Genomic DNA, 26,039 nt, shown 5'->3' with positions numbered 1-26,039 from the left:
CCTCCGTTCAGACGTCTTCGACCAGTTTCAGCGTCAGGTCCGCGCGCCGAAGGGACGACCCGCGAACGGCGTAGCGATGGATCAGGGCAGGGTCCTTTTCATCCTCCGTCCAGACCTGCGCGAGATTCTGCATGACTTGCGTCACCTGCAGCGGATCCATCGCCGGCATGTACAGATTGAACACGCTCGGGCGGTAAAACTTGAAGAACAGTTCACGCCCGTCTTCGGTGTTCACGCGGAGCGACCGCCGGAGGGAGGCTTTCACCCGCACTGGGTCCGCGTCCGAAATCAGGAACAGGCCCCAATCCTTGCCCCACCCCTTTTTCATGAACCATTTGAACACGTCGGAGCCCGCCCCCGACAGGGGCACCAGCCAGGGGGCGTAGGCGGACAACTCCTCGAAGACCTCCCCGTCGAACAGGCACAGCGCGTCGTCGGTAAGTCCCTCGATCATGTACTGTATTTCATGCGATTTGCTGGCGTCGATCAGGAGGTAGCATTCCTGACCCGTCGCGCAGGCCTTTGCCAGCGCCCCCATCAGGGCGTCGTTTACGCTCCGGGCCGGATCCGATTCATGTGTCACGATCTCGTTCATACTTGCGGCCCCAGTAGTGCGCTGGCACCGGCAACAAAGGCCGAAGTGCCTTTCAATTGCGCCGCCTGGCCACCCGCGCCCATGTTGAAATCCACCGAGGCGCTCTGAACCTTCACCGTCATCGCGGAGATCGTCAGCCCCGTCGGTCCCAGCTCGAGCTTTGCGCCCGGGGTCGCGATGGTGAACTTCGTCGCGGATACCATCGTGTGTGACATGGCATTGCTGATGAAATTACCCATCGCGTTGATATCGACCTTGCGGTTGGTGACCAGTTCGACGTCGCCACCGACCTCGTGCACCATATCACCGCCGATTGCGGCCAGCTTGTCCCTGCCGACGACCTCGTGGGAATCCATGCCGGTGACGTCCTGCCGATAATTGACCGCCAGAAGTTCAAGCATCCCCGCCTCCGACAGGTCTTGTGCCGCGTCGCCGTATTCCTTGCCCGCGTTGCGCATGGCGTGGTTCGCATCCGCGCCGGTCTCGTCCGCTTTCAAAAGGCCGGTCCGCCCGAAACCACCATGCACCGCAAGGGGGTGCGTCCCGGCGATCCCGCGCAACCCGCTGGTTCGCGCCATCGCCGAACTGACGTCCGGCCCGACCTGTCCCGCGGTGATGGTGACGGATTTGCCCGCGTCCAGCGCAAAGGAATTGCGCACCTCGAAAAGCTTGTTGCGGCCAACGTTCTCGATATCGTCGTTCTTTACTCGGCTGATGGAGTTGTTGAGCACCAGCCGCGACATATCCTTCTGCGCCTTGAAGGCGATGTGTTCATCGGGGGACTCGTCTTCGAAGACCAATTCGTTGAAACCCTTTGCCTTGTGGCTGTCGGTGCGGAACACGGACTTGGTCTTGTTGGCGGGCAGGGGGTAGGCTGGCATGTTCTTGCCGTTGTAGACGCAGCCGGTGACCAGCGGTTTGTCCGGATCGCCGTCGAGGAATTCAACCAGCACTTCCATGCCGATGCGCGGGATGATCATGCCGCCCCATGTGCCGCCGCTCCAGTTCTGTGCCACGCGGCACCGCATGGAACGCGCGTCGGAAAGGTCCCAGTGGAACTGCACGAGGATGCGGCCGTATTCGTCGCAGTCGATCTCCTCGCGGTCGGCCCCCACGACCTTCGCCGTCATCGGTCCGCGCACGTCGGCCCGGGGGGTTTTCTTCTCCGGGATCATGGGCGCCTCGACGGGCAGGAACGTATAGCGCCCGGTATAGGCGAAATCGTCCCCCGAGGACCCGCCCGACCCGTAGTTGTCCGATGTATAGCTGTGCTGCGACACAAGGCAGAGGTATTCTGCGCCTTTGCCCGGCACCGGGTCGCTGTCGCCCGAGACGGTCATCTTCTTGCCGGACACGAGGTTGGAGATGTCGCCCATCCCCTGATACCGCTTGTCGCGGCCGCCCTCGCGCTTCAGCCCAAGCTGAACCATTTCGATCCCGCGTCCGGGGTCGAGGTAGTCGCCCGGCCAGTCAAAGCTCTCGACCTGGCCGTGTTCGTAGCTGGCGGTGCCGGTCTGATCCTTCTCCATGACCACGGTGGGCGTCTTGAAGTTGTAATCCGTCATGCGGATCGCGCCCGTCGCCATGCGCCGGCCCGGCCGCCATTCCCACAGGTGTTCCGTGTCCTCCTGATGATGGCCGACGTAGGGCTTCACCGGGAAACTGCCGACGTTCTCATGCGCCTCGACACCATCGGTCAGCACCATGTCGTGGCCGCCCTCGCTGAAGGCGAAGTGATAGCTGATCCCGTGCCGCTCCATCATCCGGCAGCAGAAGTTGAAATCGCTCTCATTGTACTGAACGGTATATTCCAGCGTCGGGTATTGGCCGCTGGTGTCGACCTGCAGCGTACCCGCCGCGGCGTAGGCGGCCAACACCTCGTTGAGGATGTCGATCACGTTTTTTTCGTGAAAAATCCGCTGGTTGCGCCGCATAGTTGCCAGCCAGAACCAAGGTTGAAGCCGCAGTTCGAAACGCTGCCCGTTGTCGCCTGATCCCAGCCAGCGACCCTCGGTCACCAGCCCGTCGAAATGCCGGTCGGAGCCGTCCTGCCCCTTCAGCGTAACCGTGGCGTGCGTGCCCATCAGCTGATCGAAATCGACATCCGAGTCCTGCGCCGCAAGGCAGGACACCCGGTAGTCGAACAGCCCGTTCATGCGGTCGGTGCCTTCGAACCGCTGCAGGACAAGGACATCCTTGCCCAGCACGGTCGACAACTTCCCCATGCGGAGATCTTGTTTCAAAGCCATCGTTCGAACCTGATCAAATCCAAAGTGAAACTACCGCAGTCCGCCCTTAACGCAACGTCAAACCCGCAGCGTTCAGACGACCCGATGCAAAATAGCGTCGATATGGGGCAGCATAGGACCAGGCGCCGCCGCATAGGAAGTCATTATTTCCGTGCCTTTCCCCCTGCGGGCGGCGTCGCCGCGCGCGGGCCGAGGCGCAGACGATCCCGCGCGATGGGGCAGGGGGCACCGCCCCCCGGCCCTGCGGGCCTCCCCCCGGAGTATTTGAGACACGGAGAAACGAAGGGGCGGATTGCCTCTCCCGGCGTGTCGGGGAGCCGTCCGACCGGGCAGGCGGAATAGCTGCCTTCGCCACGGCACGGGGGTACGTCCTTTTGCAATTGCCGATGGACCCTGACGCCTGATGAAGGAATCCGGCAGAAAACGGTCGGGGAATTCGCGGGCGTTTTCGGTCGTTTTATGGCGGCCGAGGCGGCATGGCCGCCGAGTCTTACCATAAATCGCATTACGCGTGTCATGTGTCCTGCACGATGCGGGTTGCCCCTGCGGCAGCAATGGCGCATCTCCCCACTTGACCGCACGTCGCCCAAGGGGAAAAGTCGAATCATGGCAAACGACGTGCAGGATATCACCGAGGACAAGACGCAGCCGCCGATGTCGGCGCTGCGCTACGAAACACCCTTCGAATTGTACTCGGAGATGCCGCAGGTCAAGCAGATGACCCAGCATCGCCCCCGCGACGACGAGGACAACATCGAATATCTCGACCGGCTGGCAGGATCGACCACGCCGGAGGAGGCCGTGACCTTCACCGCCTTTGCCGCCGTCCCGGCCATGGCGATCTGGTGGGCCTACGAATGCCTGCGGGTGGCATCGGATGACATGACGGCCTCTGACCGGGAACTGATGGAGATGGTGGCGAACTGGTGCAGCTACTCCGACAACGAGAACCGCTATCGGGTGATGAACCGCGCACTCTATGCGCCGGTGCGCACGCCGGCGGTGTTCCTCGGGTTGGCGGTGGGCTGGTCCGGCGGGCCGATCGCACCCAACGACAGCGCCGCCGTGCCGGTACACCGGGCACCGCGGGCGATCAACTCGGCGGTGCTCTCCAGCCTCGCCCGCGCCGAGCTGAGCCAGCGGCCGGTGCGGCTGGCGCGGTTCATCGACCAGGCCGCCGCGCTGTTCCGCCCTTTCTGAAATTTTACCGAAACCCCGCTGGTTCGGGGCAGGCAAGACTGGTTTATTGAGCGCGATGACACTTCTATTGCGAATCGAGAACTTCGATCAGCTGGAAAATGGCGGTCCCACTTCGCTGCAGCTGGACGGCCGTAGCGCAAGCGTCGGTCGCCGGGCGTCGATGGACTGGTCGCTGCCCGATCCGTCCAAGATGATCTCGGGGCATCACTTCGACATCACCTTTGAAGACGGTGAATATTATCTGACCGACGTTTCGATGAATGGCACCTTTGTCGATGGCCAGCGCCACCGGCTTGAGGGGCGGCTGCATCTGAAGGGCGGCGAGCGGCTGATCGTCGGGCATTACATTGTCGGTGTCACGCTGCAGCGCGTCGGGGCTGCGTCGCAGCCGCCGGTGGCCCAGGATGACCCCTGGGGGGCCTTTGATCCGACGGGGATGCAGCCGGTGTCCGGTGGGCGCGGGGGCGCCGGGCTGGACGCGCTGAACGACGGTTTCGTGCAGGTGCAGCGCCCCGCTGGCGGCATGAAGACGGAGACCTCGCTGCAATTGCCGATGGCTGGCGCAGGGAGTGGGACAGGCGGTATCCAGACGCCCACCGGTTGGGGCCAGCCCCTGCCGCCGCAACCGCAGCAGCAGGTGCCGGGGCCGAGCGAAGAACCTTTTGTTGCCTACGTGCCTACGCTGGGGCAGGAGCCGGATGAGACGCCGCCCGCCACGCCCTTGCCGGAGGCGTCGCGCCCCGCGCCGCAGCCGCGCCCGTCCGCGCCGCCGTCGGCGGAGGTGCCCTATACCCCGACGCTGGGGCAGGACGAAGCCGAGGCCCCGGTGTCCTACGCACCCGACCCTGTCGCGCCCGAAGCGGTGCCTGCGCCATCGTCTGGGCCGCCTGCCGGGGCGGGTTCAGGCGTGGGCACCGGAGTCGTCCCCGGCATGGGGCACGATCCGGGCGCGATGCCGGGGACGGGCGGTTCGGGGCCTGATCCGCAGGGTTTCGCGCCCGCTTTCGGCGCGCCGGAGAACCCCGAGGGTCGGGTGGCCCCGCCCCCCGCGCCGCAGCCCAATGCGATTCCGATGCCGCGCCCGGTTCCGCCGGGGCCGCCGCCCGCCCCGCCCCAGCCGCCACAGCTGCCACAGTATCAGCCCGAGGCGGCGCCGCAGGCTCCGGTGGGTGCCCCGGCGGATGGGCCGCGCGGCGGTGACGTGGGTCCGGCCCTGCGCGCCTTTTGCGAGGGTGCCGGGCTCGACCCGAAATCGGTGAAGCCGGAGCAGGCGGTGCAGCTGATGCACATGCTGGGCCGTTGCGTGCGCGTTGCCACCGAAGAATCCATGCATATGCTGAAGGCCCGCGCCGATGTGAAGAATTTCACCCGTGGCGGCGTGCGCACCATGCTGTCGGCCAACGCCAACAACCCGATGAAGTTCATGCCCGACAGCCAGCAGGCGCTTGAGCTGATGTTCGTCAGCCCGCGCGATGGCTTCATGACCGGATCGGAGGCGTTCAAGGACGCGCTCGGCGACATTCGCCAGCATCAGGAGGCAGTGTTCCGGGCGCTGCAACCCGCGCTGGCGGAGGTCTTTCGCGGCCTGTCTCCCGAAGAGATCGAGGCCGCCTGCGAAAGCACCGGGTCGAACCTTCTGGGCAAGCGGTCGGGCAAGCAGTGGCCGACCTATGTGGAGCGCTGGGACCAGAAGGCGCAGGCAGGGGAGCATGGTATTCTCGATGCTTTCCTGCAGGCCTTCGCCCGCGCTTATGCGGAGGCAAACAAGAGCTGATTTCGACGACGCGCCCCGGCATTGCCCGGGGCGTTCTTTTTGACGGAGCACATTGATGGATCTTGAAAAGCTGCTGACGCCGGTTTCGGAGGAGGAGCCCTGCGGCCCCGATCTCGAACCGGCGGGCGATCCGGCCTATGACGAAGCCTATTTCGACCGCATGGGCGAGCTGCCGGAATGGTTTTTCCGCCCCGGCGTGGAAAAGCCGGACGGGTCGATGACGCCCGACCAGTTCTTTGACGCCAAGACGGTGAATTTCCGCGAGGAATGCGGTCTGCTCGATCCGTTGCTGGAGCGGTCGCGAGACCTGCGGCTGGTGGTGCTGCGGGCACAATGGGCGCTGCTGTCCGGCAGCATGCCGAAGTTTGTCGAGTGCATCCAGTGGATCGCGGGTTTGCTGGAGAGTTTCGATGCGGAGGTGCACCCCACCGACAGCGGCGACCGGCGCGGCACGATCAACGATCTCAATGACATCAACACGGTGATCCAACCGCTGTACTTCACGCCGCTGACGCCGACCGGGGACGCCAGCCTGCGCAAGCTGAAGGTGGCGCGGGGAGAACTGTCGCCGCTGCAATCGGAAGACGATCTGCAACAGGCGCAGATCCTGGACGCGCTAGCCTCTGCCTCAAACGCCAAGCCGGTCGAGAAGATGCTGGACCAGTTGCTGGCGTTGCGCGAGGCGCAGGGACGGATCAAGGCGGCCTGCGAGAAAAGCGCGGTGGCGAAGTTCTCGCCGGATTTCTCTCGCTTTGGCCCGGTGGTGGAGGAGATGATTGCCGCGATCACGGACGCCCGGTCGGACCTGATGTCGGCGGCAAGCGTGGCGGAGGAGGCGGTCGGGGAGGACGAGGGCGAGGAGGCCGCGGAGGGCGGCGGCGCGGGTCCGTCTGCCGCCGCCCTGGCGGCAAAGGCGGGCGGCGGCACGGAGGTCGTCAGCCATCTGCACGCGCGCCGCCTGCTGGAGGGCTGTGAAAGCTACTACCGACGTTACGAGCCGTCCTCCGCGACGCTGCTCATGGTGACACAGGCGCGCAGCCTGATCGGCAAGCCGCTGCTGGAGGCGCTGGAAACCCTGCTGCCCGAACACGTGGAGGAAGCGCAGGTCAAATTCAGCCCTGCGACAGGGTTTCTTTTGGGAATCGCCCGGCTCAGGGCACTGACGGAGGACGTCGGAGACGAACCCGAGGAGGCGCTGCCCGATCCTGACCCCGGTCCCGAGGTCAGGATTACCGGACCCGGCGAGGCGGCCGTCGCCATCCGTTCGGTGGAGGAATATTTCAGAAAAGTCGAACGGTCTTCCCCGATTCCGACGCTGCTTGCCCGTGCAAGGAGCTATCTTGACAGGGATTTTCAGTCTATCATCGAAGAACTCATCCCGAAGGAAGAGGACTAGGTAGGGATACCCGTCCGGTTGTTCAAGTAGGGTTTCTCGGTACACCTAGATTATTGACTTTACGTCATCCGGGCGGCTTTATTTTCCTCAGAAATTTGCTGCGCGGCACAATGAGCTCAGGGAGTATTTTCAAATGTCCGATTCAGGTTCCGGTTATATCAAACGCAATCGCCCGCCCCGGGTTTCGATCCAGTATCAGGATCCCTACGACAGCGAGAAGATGGTCGAACTGCCCTTTGTCATGGGCATGATGTCCGATCTCTCCGGCAACAACCCGGGTGTCGAAAAGGAGGACGTCACCGAACGCACCTTCACCGGCGTCACCAAGGACACGCTTGACGATTACATGGCGTCGATCGAGCCCGGCATGTCATTCATGGTGGACAATACGCTTGACCCCGACGGGGGCAAGATGGGCGTGGATCTGAAGTTCCACTCCATGGACGACCTGGAGCCGGCGGCCATCGCCCGGCAGGTTCCGGCAATGAAGAAGCTGCTGGAGGCGCGCGAACAGCTGGCTTCGCTGCAGCGCTACATGGCGTCCAAGCCGAAGGCGCAGGAGCACATCAAGAAGCTCCTGTCCGACCCCGAACTGCTGGCCGCACTGGGCCAGCAGGCCGGATCCGACAAGAACGATGATTAAGCGCGGCGCACGGGGACAAAATCATGGCTAACGATGCACAACTCGAACAGCAGGGCGCCGGCGCGGTCGCCGAGTCTGTCAACGAACTGTCGGAATTCTCCGACATCCTGAAGCAGACCATCAAACCGCGCACCGACGTGGCGGAGCGGGAGGTCGACAACGCGCTGGTGACGCTGGTGCGCGAGGCGCTGGACGATCAGACCGTCATCGAAGATGACGTGATCGACACGCTGGACGCGATGCTGGCCAAGCTCGACAAGAAGCTGTCGGACCAGATGAACGCGATCCTCCACCAGGAGGAATTCCAGCAGTTCGAAAGCCAGTGGCGCGGTCTGGCCTACACGCTGAACAACGCCGAAACCGACGCCTCGCTGCAGGTGAAGGTACTCAACATCTCCAAGAGCGAACTGGCGGCGATGACCCGGCGCTATCCCAAGAACAAGTGGGAACAGTCGCCGATCTTCCAGATGGTCTACGAACAGCAGCTGGGCACGCTGGGCGGCAAGCCCTTTGGCTGCCTCGTGGGGGACTATCACTTCGACCATTCTTCATCGGACGTGAACATCCTGCGTTTCATGGGCCGCATTGCGGAGGCGTCGCTGGCGCCCTTCATTTCCGGTGCGTCGCCCAACCTGCTGGGCATGGACAACTGGAACGAAATCGCCGTGCCGCCGGACCTGTCGGAGATGTTCGAAAATGCGGAATACGCGCAGTGGAACAGCCTGCGGGATTCCGAGGTCTCGCGCTTCATCGCGCTGACCCTGCCGCGCGCGCTGGCGCGGGAACCCTACGGGCCGGGCTCCACCTCCGTGGTGGAAGAGTTCGATTTCCGCGAGGAGACCGACGGCCATGGCGGTCAGATGTATTCGTGGATGAACGCGGCGCATGCCATGGCCACGAACATCAACCGCGCGTTCAAGGAGCACGGCTGGACGGTGCGCATCCGTGGCGTGACGTCGGGTGGCGAGGTGACCAACCTGCCGACCCATGTCTTTGACACCGGCGACGGTGACAAGCAGATGAAGTGCCCGACGGAGGTGTCGATCACCGACCGCCGCGAAGGCGAACTGTCGAAGGCGGGCCTGATCGGCCTGATCCACCGGCAGAATACCGACAAGGCCGCCTTCATCGGGGCGCAGTCTCTCTACAAGCCCAAGAAATACGTGGATGACCTGGCTACGGCCTCGGACAACATGTCCTCGCGCATCCCCTACATCTTCGCCGTGTCGCGTTTCTCCCATTACCTGAAGGTGATGGTGCGCGACAAGATTGGTACGAGCCCGACGCGGGCTCAATTGGAGACCGAACTGCAGACCTGGATCAACAAATACGTGACGGGTAACCCTGACACCGCGACGGAATTGGAAAAGGCGAAGCGTCCGCTGGCAGGGGCAAAGGTCGAGGTGGTCGAGGACGAACTGAACCCCGGATATTACACCGGCAAGTTCTTCCTCAAGCCGCATTTTCAGATGGAAGGCATGGATATCGGCATGAGCCTCGTGTCGAAACTGCCGGCCGCGAAGTGATTGCGGCCCGCGCGATGCGGGCTGCGCAAGACGACTAGATTGAGAGCCTGAAGGAGAGAAACCATGGCAATTGATTGCTTTTTGAAACTTGGTAACGGCATCAAGGGCGAGTGTCAGGACACCGAACACAAGGACTGGATCGACATCCTGTCCTGGTCCTGGGCGATGACCCAGTCCGGCACGACCCACATGGGCGGTGGCGGCGGCGGCGGCAAGGTCGACGTGGCGGACATCGCCTTTACCAAATACGTTGACGCGTCATCGCATGACCTGATCAAGCGCTGCTGTTCGGGCGAACACATCGACGAAGGTCACCTCGTGGTCCGCAAGGCCGGCGGCAGCAAGCCGATCAGCTACATGCAGATCAAGTTCAAGGACATCATGATCACGTCCTACAACACGGGTGGCATGAAGGACGGTCTGGATCGCGTGCAGGAAAGCGGCACCCTGAACTTCCGCAAGTTCGAGGTGACCTACACCAAGCAGAACCAGAAGGGTGCGCCGGACGGCGAATTCTCCGCCGGTTGGGAGATCGCCGAGAACAAGGAATGGAGCGCCTGATCCGACGCTTCGAGCACTGACAAACGCGGGGGGCGGCGACGCCCTCCGCGAGATGTTTCTATCATTATCCGGGAGATGGCCGTTACGTTTCGTCGAAGGGGTCGCATCGCCCGTCCTGTTGAGCCAATTATTTTCGAACCCCATATCGAGAGCGTGACATGACTTCCGAAGATCCGGATCTGACGACGCAGGTGACCCGCGTCTGGCGCAAGGAGGACCGCGCCAAGGTCTCGATCATGCAGATCTTCCGCAGCCACCACCACGACCGCCGCCGCCGACAGCACGCGGCCCCGACGCAGGATGCGAAGAAGGAGGACGGTGAGACCACCGTCACCCGCCGTATCGATTTCCGCGAGGGCGTGAACGAACAGCAGCTGCGCCACCACATCGAGGCGGACCTGAACGCGCTTATGAACACCATCCGGCTGGACGCGATCAACCCTCTGCACAAGGCCCCGCATGTGGCAAAGTCGATCCTGAACTACGGCTTTCGCGATCTGTCCAGCGTCACCCTGCGCGAGCTGAACTCCGATGCCATCCGGGAATCCATCCGGCAATCGCTGATCGACTACGAACCGCGGCTTGTACCCGGTTCCATCGAGGTGTCGGTCAAACGCGGGGAGGGCGGCAAGGATCAGCGCATGGAGCTTTATGTCTCCGCCGACCTGATGGGCGATCCCGTCGATATCCCGATGGATTTCGACGCGGAAGTCGACCTCGGCGCGGGCAAGATGCGCATGTCCAAGCTTCGGGTGCAGATGTGAAACAGGCCTTCAGAGACGCCTACAACCGCGAACTGGGCCTTCTGAAGGAACGGGCCCGGGAATTCGCACAGGAATATCCTGGGCTTGCCGACCGGCTGGGTGGCCTGCTCGAGGAAAACATGGACCCCACGGCGCAGGCGCTGCTGGAAGGCTCCGCCTTTCTGGCCGCCAAGGTGCAGCTGAAGATGCAAGAGGAATTCCGGGGTTTCACCCGCGAGCTTCTCGATCAGCTGATGCCCGGCGTGCTGGAGCCGACGCCTTCGGTCATGATGGTGCGCGCCGCTGCCCCCTTCGAGGATCCGAAGGTCGCGGCGGGGCTGCATTTCCGCCCGGGCGACTACATGGAGGCGCGCTACGTCGACGCCGAAAAACGCGTCTCCTGCCGGTTCGCGCTGGCGGCGCCCCTGTCGCTGTGGCCGGTGGCAGTGGCGGAGGTGCGGTATCTGTCGCGTACCGGGCAGGTGGGCGCGGTGCTCCCGGAACCGGCAAAGGGTGTGCAGGCGGGCATGTTGCTGGACATCGCGCGGCTCGGCGTGACGGGCAAGACCGACGACAGCGAAACCATCGGGGAATTGCATGCGGATGCGCTGGAATTCCACCTTGCCGCACCGATGGACGAGGCCATCGCGCTTTACGAACAGATTTTCTGCGATCGGGTGAAACTGACCCTGCGCTGGCAGAATTCGCTGGGCGACGACGTTTACCAGACGCTGGCCCCGCATCAGGTGGAACAGGTGGGTTTCGACCGTGACGAACGGTTGTTTCCGCATGACGACCGCCTGTTCGAGGGTTTTGCCCTGCTGCGGGAGGCCTTCATCTACCCGCGCAAGTTCCTCGGTTTCCGCATCACGGGGCTGCGCGACATCTGGCAGCGGATGCCGGGTTCACGCGCGCAGCTGATCTTTGAATTCGACACGTCGAGCCAGAAACTGGCCGCACAGCTGTCCCAGGACGATATCCGCCTGCATTGCGCGCCTGCCGTGAACCTGTTCGAGGAACGCGCGGCACCCATCCGGCTCGACGATAAAGCGCATGAACACGTGGTGCAGCCGCTGTCGACTCCGGTGACGCATTATGAATTCCATCGCATCACCGAGGTTTACGCCCATTACCAGGGCGTGCAGGGCAAGACGCGGGTCTACCCGCTATATGCCCTGCCCGGTGACAAGGTCGCGCCGCGCCACGCGATCTATTTCTCTACCCGCAAGAAGAAGCGCCGCATCACCGCGCAGGAGCGCAAGCAGGGCATTTCGCGCTCGCGCTATCGCGGGACGGAAACCTTTCTTACGCTTTACGAGCCGCCCGACGACGCCCGTGTGCAGCGTCTTCAGGTCAAGGGACTGTGTTCCAACCGGCACCTCGCGGGGGAACTGCCGATCAAGCAGGGGGAGGAGGATTTCTACTTCTGCGACGAATCGAGCATCCGGCTGGCCTGTATCGACGGCCCGACGCCGCCGCGCGATTCGCTTGCGGATCTGGAAAACAACGCGGCGCACCGGACGACCTCCGGCGATGTATACTGGCGGCTGATCTCGCATCTGACGCTGAACAGTTATGGTATCCTCGGGCGCACCGGTACGGATGCGGCGGACGCCCTGCGCGAGATGATGCGACTTTTCGCGGACCTCTCCGACAGCTTTGTCGAAGGGCAGGTGGACGGGCTGGTAAAGGTCGAGACCCGGCAGGTCCCGGCTTCCATTCCGCACCCGGAGGGCTTTCACACCGCGCGCGGGCTGGAGGTGACGCTGACCTTCGACGAGGACGCCTTTGAAGGGTCGGGGGTGATGCTGCTGGCGGCGGTACTGGACCGGTTCCTGGCGGAATACGCGAGCGTGAATTCCTTTACCAAGACAGTCGTGCGCACGCTGCAGCGCGGCCATCTGAAAACCTGGCCGCCACGGCTGGGCGGGGGCCGGGTGCTGTGAGTTCCGACGGCTGGGATGACGACGAAAAGACCGTCCTGTCCTGGCTGGACAGCGACCCCGGCGAACCCGCGCCGAAGGCGAAGGAGACAGGCAAGGACGGCGGCGCAGCCCTCCCACCGGAACCGCAGGCGGAGGCATCGTCGGAAACCAAGCCGGAGAACCCGGATGCGGAGGACGGCGAGCGCACCGTTTTCGGGGCGGCCCTGCCGGTGACGGCGCCTCCGCCGGCAATGGAGGCCTCAAAAGCCGCGCCCGCCGAGAGGGTCGATGAATGGACCATGAGCGCGCCCCTGCCGATGCCCGGGTCAACAACCGCCCCGCCAAGCGGCGCAGGCGACACCGCCGCGCCCCGCCGCGGGGCAGAGCCCGTGGCGGAGGAACCCGAGGAACGCACCGTCCTGCAGCCCTTGCCGATGCCCGGCGCGACCCCGTCGCACGATGTGCGGGAGCCACCCGCGACGCCGGAGGAAAACGCGATCCAGCGCGCCCCGGTGCCGAAGGCCGCAGCGACCCGGGAGACATCCCCGGAGACGCAGCCCGAAGCGCAGGCCGGGTCTCAGACTGAGGCGGACGAGAACGACCGGACCGTGATCGGTGCGCCGCTCGACTGGTTCGACCCACCGACGATGCCGCCCCAAGCGGTGGAGAAAGCCGCCGCCGACTGGTTTGACGAGAACCCGGCACCAGCCCCCGCACCGGCCCCCGCACCGGCCCCCGCACCGGCGCCGCAGGAGGATGAAGACAAGACCGTCATCGCCCCCCTGCCCTCCTTTGCGGCCATGCCGGACTCGCTCAGGCCCAAGACCGCCACCGCGATCCAGCGTTTCGTACCGCGCGACCTTTGGTCACCGCAGGAGAAGACCGAGCAGGCGTTGCTGGGCCACGGGCTTGAACAGGCCCTGCGCCGCGCCACGCGCCGCGCGCCGAAGGGCCTGACCCCCGCCGCCCGCGACGCGCTTTTGCGCGATGCCACCGAACGGCTGCGCCATCCCACCGACGCCTTCCTTGATGATGCGCTGCTTGAGACGTTCCGCGAGCTGGTCGTCACGCGGGTCGACGACCTCGCCATGGAGGAACTGGACTTCGAACCGGAGATGCCGCCCGGTCTCGATCCGCTGGAGCAGCAGGAATGGCGGGCATTGGGGAAAGGGCTGTTCGTGCTCCTGCGCGAACTCGAACGCCGTGCCGGGGGCAAGCCTCGCATCGGCAGGAACACCCGACTGCACGATCGGGTGGTGAAGCTGGGACAGGACCCGTTCCTTGGTATGCCGCATGCGGAGGTGGCGCGCTACGACCCGAGCCAGAGCATCCCCGTGGTGCGCGCGCAGTTCATGGGGTTCTTCGGCCCGCACGGGGCCTTTCCGCTGAACTGGACGGAGGAGGTGCATCGCTGGTTCCGCGCTGGCGATGCGAGCTTTGTCGCCTTTGTCGACATTTTCACCGCGCGCTTTCAGGAGCTGTTTTTTCGCGCGTGGTCGGATGCCCGCGCGATCACGCAGTTCGACCATGCGGAGGGCGACCGTTTCGAGGCCTACATGCTGTCCTTTACCGGTAACGGCACCCCGGCGATGCAGGGGCGGGACGCGCTTTCCGACACGGTGAAGGCACGTTACGCCGGTTTGTCCGGCGGGCGGGTGAAATCGCCCACGCGGTTGCGCCAGATGCTGCAACTGCACTTCGACGGCAAGCTGCGCGTGGAGATCGAGGAACTGGTGCCCACCTGGCTTGATTTCGAGCCGGACACACTGTCAAAACTGGGAATGCAGGCCTGCGGCATGGGGATGAACATGCACCTTGGCTCCCGTGTGCGCTCGGTTGGCGAAAAGATCCGTGTGCATCTCTATGTGCATTCCATCACGCATTATTTCGACCTTCTGCCGGGCGGGCACGACCACGGCCACCTGCGCGACCTCGTGCACTGGTACCTCGGCGAAGCCTACGAGACCGAGGTGGTGATCTGGCTGCCTCAGACCGAGATCCAGCCCGCGGTGATGGGCGTGTCCGCCCAACTGGGGTGGATGGCCTGCCTCAGCCCGCCGAAGGGCGACCCGGACGTGATGGTGCAAGTGACGGTATTCAAGCTTCTACCCCCGAAGGGGGACCAGAGGGAGGCCGCGTGACGGCCTTCGCAACAGGGGGGCCCGAACGGGCAGGATAAGCCCGGGGGACGATTTTTCAGAAGGGACGATTGGAATGTCAGGGATTGAGATCGAGAGCTACGCTCTCAAGATGAACCAGGCGGGGTACAACGCCTTTATCCAGGGGATGCGGCAGGCGCGGGGTGACCGTAACCGGCAGATCGACCTTGTGCACTGGCTCTGGCCCGTGGTGTCGAACAAGAATTCCGACATCTCGGTGACGCTGAACGCGCTGGGGCTGAACCGGGGGCAGGTGCTGAAGGACCTGCAAACCGCGTTGGGGCGGCTCGACAAGAACGTGACGGAGGCGCCCGGCATTTCGGAGCAGTTCATCGACGCGCTGAAGCACGCCTGGACCTATGCGACGCTGCTGTTCGGAGAAAGCCAGATCCGAACCGGCCACGTGCTGGCGGGCATCCTGCAGGACGATCACCTGCGGCGTCACATCATGCGTTTCTCGTCGGTCTTCGGTGACATCTCCGCGGACATTCTCGCCAAGGAGAGCCGCCGGTTGTGGAAGGACTCCGAAGAGGAGTCCATGCGCCCGATGGACGGGTCGGGCCTGTCCAGCCCTTCCGCAGGGGAACCGGGCGAGGAGGACGAGGGCCGCGCCGGGGCGTCGACCGCGCTGGGACGGTTCTCCGTCGACATGACCGCCGAGGCGAAGTCCGGCAAGATGGACAAGATCGTCGGCCGCGACGACGAGATCCGCCAGATCGTCGACGTGCTGCTGCGCCGCCGTCAGAACAACCCGATCCTCACGGGCGAGGCCGGGGTGGGCAAGACGGCGGTCGTCGAGGGCTTTGCCCAGCGGCTGGCAGCGGGCGACGTGCCGCCGAACCTGCGCGGCACGCGGCTCCATATGCTGGACATTCAGGCGATGCAGGCGGGCGCCTCCATGAAGGGCGAATTCGAGCAGCGGTTGAAGTCCGTGATCGACGAGGTGCAGTCCTCGCCCACGCCGATCATCCTGTTCATCGACGAGGCGCACACGCTGATCGGCGCGGGCGGTCAGGCAGGCACCGGCGACGCCGCGAACCTGCTGAAACCGGCGCTGGCACGCGGCACCTTGCGCACCATCGCCGCGACCACCTGGTCGGAATATGCCAAGTACTTCGAGAAGGACCCCGCGCTGACCCGCCGTTTCCAGCCCGTGAACGTGGAGGAGCCGAGCGTCGAGAAATGCTGCTACATGCTGCGCGGTATCCTCGCGCCGATGGAGGCGCACCACGGCGTCCGCATCTCCGACGAGGCGATCGTGTCGGCGGTCTCGCTGTCGCACCGCTACATCCCGGCGCGGCAATTGCCGGACAAGGCGGTGTCGCTGCTCGATACCGCCTGCGCGCGTGTCGCGGTCAGCCAGGCTGCCGTGCCCGCCCGCATTCAGGACCTGCGCGAAAAGATCGCCGCGCTGGAGGTGGAAATCGCGGGCAAGGTATCAGAGCGTGATCTCGGCGAGACAAACGAGGAGCGCATTGCGGAAGCCGAAGCCGAGAAGGAGACGCTGACCGCGGACCTGGCGGAGTACGAGGAGAAGTACACCGCCGAAAAGGCGCTGGTGGACAAGATCCTGCTGCTTCGGAAGGAGATCGCTGTGGCCGAGGGGCGCGACCCCGACGAGGTCATGGACAACCGCCCCGAGGCGGAGGACGAGGCCAGCGATGCAGAGGCCGAACGCGTCCAGATCGACCCGGAGGAAGCGCGCCGCCAGATGCGCGAGGTCATGGGCCAGCTCGACGAGGGCGAGGCCGACGACCGCATGGTCTACGCGCATGTGGACAGTCAGGCGGTGGCCTCCGTCATCTCCGACTGGACCGGCATTCCGGCGGGCCGCATGGTGCAGGATGAGCTGGAGGCCGTGCTGCATCTGGCGGAGCACCTGCAAGAGCGGGTCATCGGCCAGGACCACGGGCTGAAGGCCATCGCCAAGCGGATCGAGACCAACCGGGCCGGTCTGTCGAACCCGAACAAGCCCATCGGGGTCTTCATGCTCTGCGGCCCCTCCGGCGTCGGCAAGACGGAGACCGCTCTGGCGTTGGCCGAAGCGATCTACGGCGGTGAGGACAACATCATCACCATCAACATGAGCGAGTATCAGGAAGCGCATACCGTGTCCCTGCTGAAGGGCGCGCCTCCGGGGTATGTCGGCCACGGCGAGGGCGGGCGGCTGACCGAAGCCGTTCGGCGCAAACCCTATTCCGTCGTGCTGCTGGACGAGGTCGAAAAGGCGCATCCCGACGTGCACGAGCTGTTCTTCCAGGTCTTCGACAAGGGCATCATGGAGGACGGTAACGGGCGGCGGATCGACTTCAAGAACACGCTGATCCTGCTGACGTCGAACGTCGGCACCGATGTCATCATGGAGATGGCCGAGGGCGGCAACACCACGCCGGATGTCGACGAACTGGAAAGCGCGCTGAAACCCTTCCAGCTTGAAGTCTTCCCGCCCGCTCTGCTGGGCCGGATCGTTTCGATCCCCTATTTCCCGCTCGGGCCGCAGGTTCTGGCGGGCATCACGAAGCTGAAGATCGGATCGGTCGCAAAGCGCCTGAAAGGCGCGCATGGGGCTACGCTGACCTATGGCGACGCGGTGATCGACCACATCGTCGAACAATGCCGCGACCCGGATTCGGGCGGCCGCATGATCGACAACATCATCACCAATTCCATTCTTCCGGACCTGTCGCGTCAGGTGCTGAACCGCATGGTTTCGGGCGAGGGCATGAAGGAGGTCACGGTGAAGGTGAACGACGGCAAATTCGAGTACGAGTTCGCATGATTTTGCCTCTGCCGGTTCGCTCCGGCAGGGGCACTCCCCTCCCGGGTCATCCGGCCCGAGGGACATCCCTGAACCATCCTGCATCGGAGCATCGGAGCCATGGGCGAGAAGGAACTTCAGACCGGCAGCTATGTCATCAAGACGGATTCCCGGGAAGTGACGGTCCAGCAGACGATGCTGGTGATCCTCGAAATCAATTCGGCGCTGGCGGAGGCGACCGGCATCGACCTGACCGGCGCCGTTTCGGCAATGAACGACGCCAAGACCATCGAAAAGGTCACGCGCGAACTCGGGCTTGCGGGGCGCGGGTACATCAAGCAGGTGAACGGCAAGGCCTATTTCATCCTCAAGGGCAATCCCGGTCTGCGCCCGACCCTGCAGGGCACCCGCTATCTGGCGACCAACCCGAAGATCACCCAGCTGATCGTCAGCCCCAAGACCATGGCCGCCGGCGCCGCCAAGGCGACAGGGATCGCCATCATCGCCTACTGCGCGCTGCATGTCGTCGAATACGTCCTCGCGGACGAGGACAGATCGCTTGCGCGGTTGCTGGGCACGGTCGGGGCCGATGTGATCAAGTTTGGCGTCGCGGCTGCGGCGGGGTGGCTGGCGGGGGCGATCGTCGGATCGGCCACAACGGTCGTCGCGGGGCCGCTGATCGCCGCCTTTGTGGTGGGGGTGACGGTTGGTATCGTTCTCGACCGGGTGGACCGCGCTTACGGGCTGACTGAACTGTTGGTGCGCGGGATCGAACAGGTGGGCGATGGGCTCATGGCACCGTTCCGATACCTCGGGAGGCAGATCGCGCAGTGGGAGGAATACCTCAAGAATCAGGCCATCAACAACGCAACGAGGTACCGATGAAGCTCCGTCTCGGCGTTCTGCTCGGGCTGGCCGCGTTCGGTATCGCGGGTCTGGCTGTCGTCTTCTGGGGGCTGTCGGACCTGCGCGCCCTGTCGCGGGGGGCGGCCACCTGTGTCGCGCCGCTTACCGGGGATTCCTCTGCCTTCTGGTTTCTCGGGGCCGCGGCGCTGGTGGCGCTGCCCGCATTGATCGCGCTCCCCGACCGGTATCACGGCAAACTTTTCGTCGTGATGCTGGCGGTGTTCCTCGGACTCCCCGCGCTTGGCTATACGCTGGTGCGCAACGACGTCGCAGCGCGAGGCTACGACATGGCCGGGTTCCCGCCGCTGTTCTCGCTCAAGGCATTTTCCGTCGATCCGACAGAGGCCTGCACACCCTGATCACCCCGACTGCCGCGCGGGCATACCGGGGTCCATGGCAACGTGGCGTGCGTCAGTCCGCGTTTTCGTCTCCGCTATCGTTCGCGTTGTCGGCGGGGTCTTCGGGCGCGGCGGCAACTGCGGGTTTCGCCGCCTCCTCGAGGATCTTGTCCACGGTCTCCTGAAAGACCTTCACCGCCTTTGGTACAACGGCCGGCACCGGCGCCGCGCTGCTGACCGATGGGGCGGAGCCCCTCACCCGCATCTTGCGGTCGGACCAAGCGACCAGATCGCCGATGCTCTTGCCGCGCAGAAAGGGATTCGCGCCCACCACGCCCGCGCCCATGACGTCGAGCACCTGCGCCTCGCGGGGCGCGCTCAGCGCCTTGGCCGCGCCTGCCGCGCCGAGGAAGTGGCACAGGTACAGGTTCCCGGCGGTGATCGTGTGCCCGCGCGACCGCAGGTAAGCCTCTCCCTCGCGGGCGAGGTTGCGCACCATTTCGCGGCTCAGCGCGGGGTCGAACCGCAGGTTCAGCAACTCGGCCCGGCCCATGCTGCGCGCAAGGTCGGGGCGGTAGTCGCGCATCATCCGCAGCCATGTGCTTTCGATGAACTGGCCGAGGCCGGTGGCGGTGGACAGCGGGTTCTTCGCCCTTGCGTTGCCGGCGCTCTCGACCTTGATGATCTTGTTGACCAGCGCCTCCACCGCCTCCGACCCCGGTTGCCCGCCGGTGGAGACCACCGCCTGCCCTTCTGTCTGGCCCGCCACCTGCACGGAGGCGCGGAAGGTTAGCGGGTCGACAGGCCTGCCATTGAGGCGCAGTTCGAAATGCAGGTGCGGGCCGGTCGACCGCCCGGTTGTGCCGACGTAGCCGATGACGTCACCCGCATTCACCCGGTCGCCCTGCTTGAAAGCGCCGTATTTCGACATGTGGGCATAGCGCGTTTCCTGACCCGCGCCGTGGTCGACGTAGATGACATTGCCGTAGCCGCCACCGGGGCCCGCGTATTTCACCCGCCCGTCCATTGCGGTCATGATCGGGGTGCCGGTGGGCGCGGCCCAGTCGACGCCGTCGTGGTTACGCACCTGCTTCAGGATCGGGTGGTGGCGGGGGCCGAAGCCCGAGGTCTTTACTCCTTTCACCGGCACCACCAGCCCGCCGCCGCCGATACCGCCTCCGCCGCGGGCCAGCGCCTTGGTGTCAAAGCAGGCAAAGCCCGCGTCGTTGTCGCTTTCGGTGACGTAGCATTTCAGCGTGCCCGACGGGCCGTCGATGCCGACAAACAGCACACGCCCCAGCCCGTCACCGGCGGGCCCCGGCTGGTTGGCGTAGAGCACGGTAAAGCGGTCCTTGTCCGATGCGAAACGGTCGAGGTCGAAATCCTTTGACAGGATCAGGATCAGCTGGCCCACCAGAGTCTGGCTCAGCCCGTTGGCAATGGCGGTGGAATAGACTGCGTCGATCAGGCGGACTTCTTTCGCCTGTTCCGCCTTTGCTGCCAGATCGCCGGAGCGGTCCATGAGGTTTTCCGAGAACCACGGATCGGCGCCGCTGTCGTAGCGCCCGGCGCCCAGACGAACCAGCGTGCCGACGTAGCCCCCCGGCCCGTAGACGGACATCTGGATCAGCTCCGGGCCTGTGTCGCGCGGGCGAAAACGGATAGCGACGATGCTACCGCCGGGCAGGGTCTCCGGCACCGACAGCCGGGATTGCGCGGCGCGGGTGATGGCCTCAGCCTCGGGCTTCGGGAACTTTGCGGACGTCAGAATGGACAGCAGCGGCCGGTCCGTCTGCAGCACGGTGACCGTGTCATCATAAAGCGCGATACGCTCGCTTTCGCGCAGGGCCAGCACGGTTGAGGTGGTGTTCTCGATCCGGGTCTCGACGTAGACGGCGGCACCTTCCTGCGCGCCCTCGGCCTGAAGCGCGTCCTCGTCGGTGGCGATCAGGTCGCCCCAGCTGCTGGCCTCGTCGACCGCCACGACCTCGCCCGCCTCTACCGGGGCCTGCGGCGGCGCCACCGGGTCCGGGGCGGGGGGCGGGGTGTTGCCTGCCGCGCGCTGTGCCTGAAACAGGGCGAAATCATCGGCAGAGGACGGCAGAACGAGATTCAGCCGCGCCTCCGCCTTGACCAGCGCCTCTTCGAGGTAAACCAGCCGTTGCGCTCCGGGCGGGCCGATGCGTTCGGGGAGGAAGTCGGACGGCCCGGCGATATAGGTCAGATGCTCCGATCCTTCGGCGGCGATACGCAGGATCATAGGGTCCACCTGCAAATCGGCGGGCAGCACGGGGGTAAAGCTGGTGGCGGCGAAATCGGCCTCCGCGCCGTCGCTCTGGACCAGCGTGAAATCGTCGTCGCCCGTGTCCTCGGCCAGATCCGGTTCGAAATGGTCGTGGCTGTCCCCGGGCGCGAGGATCAGCCACGCAGTAGCGGCCATGGCGAGCAGGGCAAGGCTCCCGCCCCCGGCCAGAATCATCCGCCGCTGCTTGCGCTTGCGCTGCCTCTGGCGGGCGTGCTCGCCGGTGGTGCGCCACATCTCCCGCGCCCGTGCGCTGTCGCCGGTCTTCTTGAAGGCTGGGTCGACGTCGATCGGCATGGCGGGAGATGGCCCGGAAATCGTCTTGGGTTCAAATGCAGGGCGCGCGGTGCAAAGGCGGGACGCGCGCCCCGGTGACGGGCTTTGCCCGCCTCAGCGGAACACGCCGCCGAAGTTGCTGCCGCCGAAACCGCCGCTGCTGCCACCGCTGCTGCGCGTGGGTGCGGATGTCGTCGGCGTGGATCGCGTGCTGGTGGTCGAGGAACCGGAGCTGCGCGAGGAGGATGAACTGGACGCGCGGCCCGAAGTCGAGGTCGATTTGGCGCGGGGTGCCGAAGAAACCACCGGCTTCGGGCAATCGACCGCGTCGTTCCCGAGGATCAACCGGAAGAGGTCGATGGAAGCCTCCGGACTGTCTAGCGCGGCTGTGTCACGCTTCTTCAGTTCCTCGTAATAAAGGCTGGAGCCACGCTGCGACCCGCGCCCGTAATCGCCGTCGATGCGGCCGAGGTAGCAGTTCATGCGCTGCAGTTCCGTCTGGATGACCTTGGCGAGAATGCGGCCATCGGGCGGGTCGAAACTGCCAGCCGTCAGCATCGCGGCGTACATTTCCGGGTTATCCTCGCGCAACTTGCGCAGGGTAACGAGAGAGGCGGCGATATCGTCGTTGTCATCCACAAAGGATGCGAGCGCCCTGCTTTCGCTGTCGGTCTCCGTGCTGAGCGCGGCATCGGTGACGCCCTCGATCAGGCCGACGAGGATCGACGGTTTGGGGAGGCCCGCAGCGATGGGCGCGGCGGCGATCTGCGTTTGTGGCAGGGCGGCGAAGGTGACGACCGGCTCCGCCTTTGCGATCTCTTCGGGCACAGAGGGCAACTGCGCGGGCAGCAGGATCTCGATCACGTCGTCCTCGATCGGTTCGGGATCGCCGGTAAGGGAAAAATCGCCGTCCAGAACCGCGATCTGCACCACGTCGTCGGGCAGGAATTCGACGATTTCCTCAACAGGTTCGGGATTCTCTATGGGGCCGGTCAGCGTTACTTGAACCGCCGCCCCGGTTACGGCAACGCCGTGCAGCATGGCCATCAGATCGCCGGTCAGGGCTGGTTCTTCGGCGAGGTTGCGCAATTCGTCCGACAGGCGCGCGCCCCAGGTGCAGGACTCGCCCTGCGTGACGGAGGTCACAACGGTCATGGTCAGACCGTTGGGCGCGTCGGGTACGATCACCTGACCGGGTCCGGCCTGCGGGTCGGTGCAGTTCTCGACCATCAGCAGGACGCCCCGGGTGCCCGCCTGCGCCGCCGCGTCCAGAACTGTTGCCAGTGGCATGGAGCCATCCTGCATGGAGATGCTGCCGGAGTTCATCCGCCCGGAATAGTAGAGCAAGAGATTCGGCACGCCCTCCAGCCGGGTCAGCGTATCGGTCAGGCGCGCGCGAGGCAGGTCGCGGATCATGTCCAGCACAACCACCCCGCCGCGTTCAAAGGCGCGGGAGGCAAAGAAGGCATCGGCAAAGCTGCCGTGCGCGCCCGGCCCCGGCTGGCCCACGACGATGGCCTGCCAGTCCGACCCAGACTGAGAGCCGGAGTCACGACCCTGCTGCGCCGCCAGCGCGGCGGGTAGGGACAGCGTCGTCAGAAGGGTCGTCAAAAGGGCAAGTCCGCGCATGGGTCATCACCTGAAAGGTCTGTTTCTCAATGGCCTCGCCAGTCTACACCTTTTCGTGTTCATAAAACGAGTCCCCCTGCGTAAACGTGATCGCGCAAATTGCATCCGTGTGTCAGCCCGGCGGGTAGACGAACAGGGTCCAGCGCTCGCTCTTGAAGGTATCGACCTCCTTGAAACGCGCCTCCAGATAGCCGCGCACTAGGCAATCCTCCTCGCCCACGATGTCGAATCGTTTTGTGTCGATGCACATTGGAGTGGCGCCGTTCATGATCTCCTTGCCAAAGACATCCTGAGCAAAGACATAGACGTAACGGGCGTTCAGAACCTCGTCGATGACGTTGGCGCAGCGGTTGGGACCCACGGTCCACCAGCCGGAGGTTGTGAAATTCTCGTAGTCGTAACGCCCCACGGCGACGTTCATGACGTTCAGCGTCTGATTGCAGACGGCGAATTGCGCCTGTGCCGGGGCGACGAAGCAAGGGATGAGATACAGGCCTAACCCGAGGGCGCGGCCTGCGGCGGAAAAACGCCGAGCGTTTGACAACCCGTGGAATTTTACGAAAATGCGACCAAATTCCATTGATACAGGGGGCATCCCGCGCCTCGGTTCGCTGTGTACTCTGAGCAACGTAGGGAACCATTCAAGGTGCTGCCACATTTTAAACACGAAAAAGCCAGAATTTGACGGTATGATACTAACCATGATGAAGCTTGTCCTTTACACCTTCGGCCTGATGGGTCTTTCCGCCGCTGCGGGTGCCGCGCTTTTTGCCAGCCACTCCGCGCTGGCAGCAGGGCCCCGCTTGCCGGATCAGGTGATCCGGGCGCATGCCGTCGCCGCGGCGGAAACGGTTGCCCCGGCAAAGGTGATGAGCGATGCCGTCATCGTGCCCGCACATTGGGACCCGCTTCCCGCGCCGGAACCTGAAGGCAGCTTTTTCGCCGAGCCGATGATCTCCACCCAATCCTCGGACTTTGCCGGTCTTGCGCCGGTGCGCGCGCTGCGCCCGGTGGCCCGGCCCGGTGCCTACGAAGCCGTTGCCCAGGCAAGCGCGCAAAGACGTGAAGCGCAGCCCGCCGTGTCGATGAACCGGCGCGCACCGCTCGCCGTCGCGGCAGAGCCCGCGTCACGCAGGGTAAATGTCGTGCGCGAGGTGGTTCGCACACGCCCCGCCGCGCAGCACGCAACCGGTCGTATCAACCCGGGCTACCTGCACGGCGTCTTCCGCTGAAATCCCCATCCGGGACCCGAAGAACGGCTCGCCTCGCGGGCCTTTTTTCTGCCTGCAACACAGGCGGGATGATCCGGGCGCGCGGGCATTCCCGCCTTGACATGAACCTGCCCTTCCCCGCTCAATGACCGCGATAGACAGCCGGGCCGCCCGCGTCCCGCGCAATATTGATTTCATGGGAGGAACAGACATGACGAAGCATTTTGCACCCCTGTGCCTTGCCGCCCTTCTGACACTGCCGGGTCTGACATTTCCGGGACTGGCCGGGGCGCAGGAAGCGGAGGCGCCCGGCAGGTTCGGGATCGAGCTGAACAACGCGAGCGAAACCGAGGGCGGCAATTGTCGCCTGACCTATGTGGCGGAAAACCACTCGGGTCACGCGCTCGACCAGACCGAATATCAGGTCGCCGTCTTCGACGCCGAGGGCATCGTGTCACGCCTGCTGGTGCTCAAATTCGGCAAACTGATCGACGGCAAGACCCGCATCCTGCAGTTCGAGCTTCCCGGCACCCCCTGTTCCGGTATCTCGCGCATCGTCATCAACGACAATTCCGCCTGCATCGATGCGGAAACGGGCAAGGAGACGGATATCTGCATGTCCGCGCTCGACGCCACCTCGCGCACCGACATCCGCTTCGGTATCTGAAAAAACAATGCACCGACCGGTGACAGGCCCCCGCCGCCTGTCACACCTCCATGGAGTGACCGATGGCTTCCTTCCTGCCCGAGAGCTACAATCTCGCATCTCTCGTCGTGTTCGGCGCGCTGGCCCTTCTGTCGTTGCTGGCCATCACCGTCGCCATCTACAAATGGGTCCAGTTCATGGCTCTCGGTGTCGGGCGGCGCCGCCGGGCGGAGGAGATTCTCGACAACTGGCTGTCGGGCAAGGCCGACCTCGCCTTTCAGCAGGCGCAGCAGCGCAAATCGGTGCTGGCACGCATCCTGCAGGCGGTGTTTTCCGGCGTGCAGGCGAAACCGGGCGACGCCACCTATGCGGAGGAGCTGGGCCGCCAGACCGCCATCATCGAGCTGGCCACCATGACCGACCGGATGCGAACACTGGAAATGGTCGTTCAGGCCGCGCCCATGCTGGGCCTTCTGGGGACCGTGATCGGCATGATCGACGCCTTTTCCGCTCTGGCGCTGTCAGAGGGGGCGGTCGATCCCACCGTGCTGGCCGCCGGTATTTATACCGCGCTGACCACCACCGCCGCCGGTCTGGCCATCGCGCTGGTTGCTTTCTTTGTCGCCAATTACTTCGAGTCCCGCATCGAGCGCGAACGCAACATGATCGAGACGGTGATCTCCGCCGCGATCCACGGTCGCCTCGATCCCACCAGGAAATCCTGATCCGGCCCTCGCCCGCCAGAGAGCGTCATGTCCCAGTCCAAGCTGAAGCTGCCCACCCGCCCCCGGAGTTATCGTTTCGCGATGACGCCGCTGGCGGACGCCATGTTCCAGCTGCTCATCTTCTTCATGCTGACCTCTTCGCTGACGCCCTATTCGCTGCTGACGTTGCAGACCCCGGCAGAGGCCCCGCAGGAGGATCAGGCGGGGCTAGGCCCCTCGCCCGCGCCTCAGGCCCCCTCAACCCCGCCAGATACCGCGATCTGGACACTGGACGCCGAGACGATCGTCGTCGGCGGACAGGACTTCACCTTTGACGATCTTGACGCGCTCGCCGATGCGCTGGGAACGGAGGCCGCGCCCGGCAACGTAGTCATCCTGATCCGCGACACTGCCCGCGTGCAGGACGTGACTACCGTATTGGCGCGCCTTTCGGGGGCGAATGTCGGGTCCGTCCGCGTGGCGCAGGGGGCGCAGTGA

At 64.7% G+C, this 26,039-nt stretch carries 21 protein-coding genes; 16 read left to right on the top strand and 5 right to left on the bottom strand.

Translation table 11 applies throughout. From position 1 onward, the window contains the following. Positions 1-7 precede the first annotated feature (7 nt). Positions 8-595, bottom strand: coding sequence for a DUF4123 domain-containing protein (locus J5474_RS21215; RefSeq protein WP_209363855.1), 588 nt, complete (start codon positions 593-595; stop codon positions 8-10). Then, positions 592-2,820: a type VI secretion system Vgr family protein gene (locus J5474_RS21210; RefSeq protein WP_209363852.1), complete on the bottom strand. Its 2,229-nt coding sequence runs from the start codon at positions 2,818-2,820 to the stop codon at positions 592-594. Before J5474_RS21210 ends, J5474_RS21215 begins: the two co-directional genes overlap by 4 nt. A 630-nt stretch (positions 2,821-3,450) precedes the next feature. On the opposite strand from J5474_RS21210, the gene J5474_RS21205 reads away from it, so the two are divergent. The 12 genes from J5474_RS21205 (at position 3,451) to J5474_RS21150 (ending at position 18,794) form a co-directional block, all read left to right on the top strand. Next, on the top strand, positions 3,451-4,044 hold the full coding sequence (locus J5474_RS21205; protein WP_209363850.1) for a DUF6931 family protein: 594 nt from the start codon (positions 3,451-3,453) through the stop codon (positions 4,042-4,044). Positions 4,045-4,099: 55 nt separating this feature from the next. Continuing rightward, the gene (gene tagH, locus J5474_RS21200) at positions 4,100-5,818 is read left to right on the top strand and encodes a type VI secretion system-associated FHA domain protein TagH (RefSeq protein ID WP_245216635.1); all 1,719 of its coding nucleotides are present in this window, start codon (positions 4,100-4,102) and stop codon (positions 5,816-5,818) included. A 55-nt stretch (positions 5,819-5,873) separates the two neighbouring features. Beyond that, positions 5,874-7,214, top strand: a complete 1,341-nt coding sequence (locus tag J5474_RS21195; RefSeq protein WP_209363846.1) for a type VI secretion system protein TssA — start codon at positions 5,874-5,876, stop codon at positions 7,212-7,214. A 133-nt stretch (positions 7,215-7,347) separates the two neighbouring features. Further along, the gene (tssB, locus tag J5474_RS21190; RefSeq protein WP_209363843.1) at positions 7,348-7,857 is read left to right on the top strand and encodes a type VI secretion system contractile sheath small subunit; all 510 of its coding nucleotides are present in this window, start codon (positions 7,348-7,350) and stop codon (positions 7,855-7,857) included. A gap of 23 nt (positions 7,858-7,880) precedes the next feature. Continuing rightward, positions 7,881-9,383, top strand: coding sequence for a type VI secretion system contractile sheath large subunit (gene tssC, locus J5474_RS21185; protein WP_209363841.1), 1,503 nt, complete (start codon positions 7,881-7,883; stop codon positions 9,381-9,383). 63 nt (positions 9,384-9,446) lie between these two features. Further along, positions 9,447-9,944 carry an Hcp family type VI secretion system effector gene (locus tag J5474_RS21180; protein ID WP_209363839.1) on the top strand — a complete coding sequence of 166 codons (498 nt, stop codon included), beginning with the start codon at positions 9,447-9,449 and terminating at the stop codon, positions 9,942-9,944. A 158-nt stretch (positions 9,945-10,102) separates the two neighbouring features. Further along, on the top strand, positions 10,103-10,708 hold the full coding sequence (gene tssE / locus J5474_RS21175) for a type VI secretion system baseplate subunit TssE (RefSeq protein WP_245216632.1): 606 nt from the start codon (positions 10,103-10,105) through the stop codon (positions 10,706-10,708). Next, complete coding sequence (gene tssF / locus J5474_RS21170; RefSeq protein ID WP_209363837.1) at positions 10,705-12,633, top strand: type VI secretion system baseplate subunit TssF; 1,929 nt, start codon at positions 10,705-10,707, stop codon at positions 12,631-12,633. Before tssE ends, tssF begins: the two co-directional genes overlap by 4 nt. Then, on the top strand, positions 12,630-14,753 hold the full coding sequence (gene tssG, locus J5474_RS23200; protein WP_209363834.1) for a type VI secretion system baseplate subunit TssG: 2,124 nt from the start codon (positions 12,630-12,632) through the stop codon (positions 14,751-14,753). The genes tssF and tssG overlap by 4 nt, the downstream gene beginning before the upstream one ends. 73 nt (positions 14,754-14,826) lie before the next feature. Further along, the gene (gene tssH / locus J5474_RS21160; RefSeq protein WP_209363832.1) at positions 14,827-17,550 is read left to right on the top strand and encodes a type VI secretion system ATPase TssH; all 2,724 of its coding nucleotides are present in this window, start codon (positions 14,827-14,829) and stop codon (positions 17,548-17,550) included. A 99-nt stretch (positions 17,551-17,649) separates the two neighbouring features. Further along, positions 17,650-18,414, top strand: a complete 765-nt coding sequence (locus J5474_RS21155) for a hypothetical protein (protein WP_209363830.1) — start codon at positions 17,650-17,652, stop codon at positions 18,412-18,414. After that, positions 18,411-18,794 carry a hypothetical protein gene (locus J5474_RS21150; RefSeq protein WP_209363828.1) on the top strand — a complete coding sequence of 128 codons (384 nt, stop codon included), beginning with the start codon at positions 18,411-18,413 and terminating at the stop codon, positions 18,792-18,794. The genes J5474_RS21155 and J5474_RS21150 overlap by 4 nt, the downstream gene beginning before the upstream one ends. A gap of 52 nt (positions 18,795-18,846) precedes the next feature. On the opposite strand, the gene J5474_RS21145 is transcribed toward J5474_RS21150, so the two are convergent. From J5474_RS21145 to J5474_RS21135, 3 genes are all read right to left on the bottom strand, one after another. Then, the gene (locus J5474_RS21145; RefSeq protein WP_209363825.1) at positions 18,847-21,372 is read right to left on the bottom strand and encodes a peptidoglycan DD-metalloendopeptidase family protein; all 2,526 of its coding nucleotides are present in this window, start codon (positions 21,370-21,372) and stop codon (positions 18,847-18,849) included. A 93-nt stretch (positions 21,373-21,465) separates the two neighbouring features. Beyond that, complete coding sequence (locus J5474_RS21140; RefSeq protein ID WP_209363823.1) at positions 21,466-22,980, bottom strand: hypothetical protein; 1,515 nt, start codon at positions 22,978-22,980, stop codon at positions 21,466-21,468. Between the two features lie 112 nt (positions 22,981-23,092). Continuing rightward, positions 23,093-23,560, bottom strand: coding sequence for a DUF1036 domain-containing protein (locus tag J5474_RS21135; protein WP_245216631.1), 468 nt, complete (start codon positions 23,558-23,560; stop codon positions 23,093-23,095). A 121-nt stretch (positions 23,561-23,681) separates the two neighbouring features. Here J5474_RS21135 and J5474_RS21130 point away from each other — a divergent pair, with 121 nt between their 5' ends. The 4 genes from J5474_RS21130 (at position 23,682) to J5474_RS21115 (ending at position 26,039) form a co-directional block, all read left to right on the top strand. Continuing rightward, positions 23,682-24,212 carry a hypothetical protein gene (locus tag J5474_RS21130; protein ID WP_209363821.1) on the top strand — a complete coding sequence of 177 codons (531 nt, stop codon included), beginning with the start codon at positions 23,682-23,684 and terminating at the stop codon, positions 24,210-24,212. 190 nt (positions 24,213-24,402) lie between these two features. After that, positions 24,403-24,858: a hypothetical protein gene (locus J5474_RS21125; RefSeq protein ID WP_245216630.1), complete on the top strand. Its 456-nt coding sequence runs from the start codon at positions 24,403-24,405 to the stop codon at positions 24,856-24,858. 62 nt (positions 24,859-24,920) lie between these two features. Beyond that, positions 24,921-25,562 carry a MotA/TolQ/ExbB proton channel family protein gene (locus J5474_RS21120; RefSeq protein ID WP_209363819.1) on the top strand — a complete coding sequence of 214 codons (642 nt, stop codon included), beginning with the start codon at positions 24,921-24,923 and terminating at the stop codon, positions 25,560-25,562. A gap of 27 nt (positions 25,563-25,589) precedes the next feature. After that, a complete protein-coding gene (locus J5474_RS21115; RefSeq protein ID WP_209363816.1) occupies positions 25,590-26,039 on the top strand; it encodes an ExbD/TolR family protein in 450 nt (149 codons plus the stop codon).

This window comes from Sagittula salina (assembly GCF_017813235.1).
Taxonomy (GTDB): Bacteria; Pseudomonadota; Alphaproteobacteria; order Rhodobacterales; family Rhodobacteraceae; genus Sagittula; species Sagittula salina.
The sequence above is the reverse complement of the archived record's forward strand: the minus strand, read 5'-3'. Positions and strand labels throughout refer to the sequence as shown.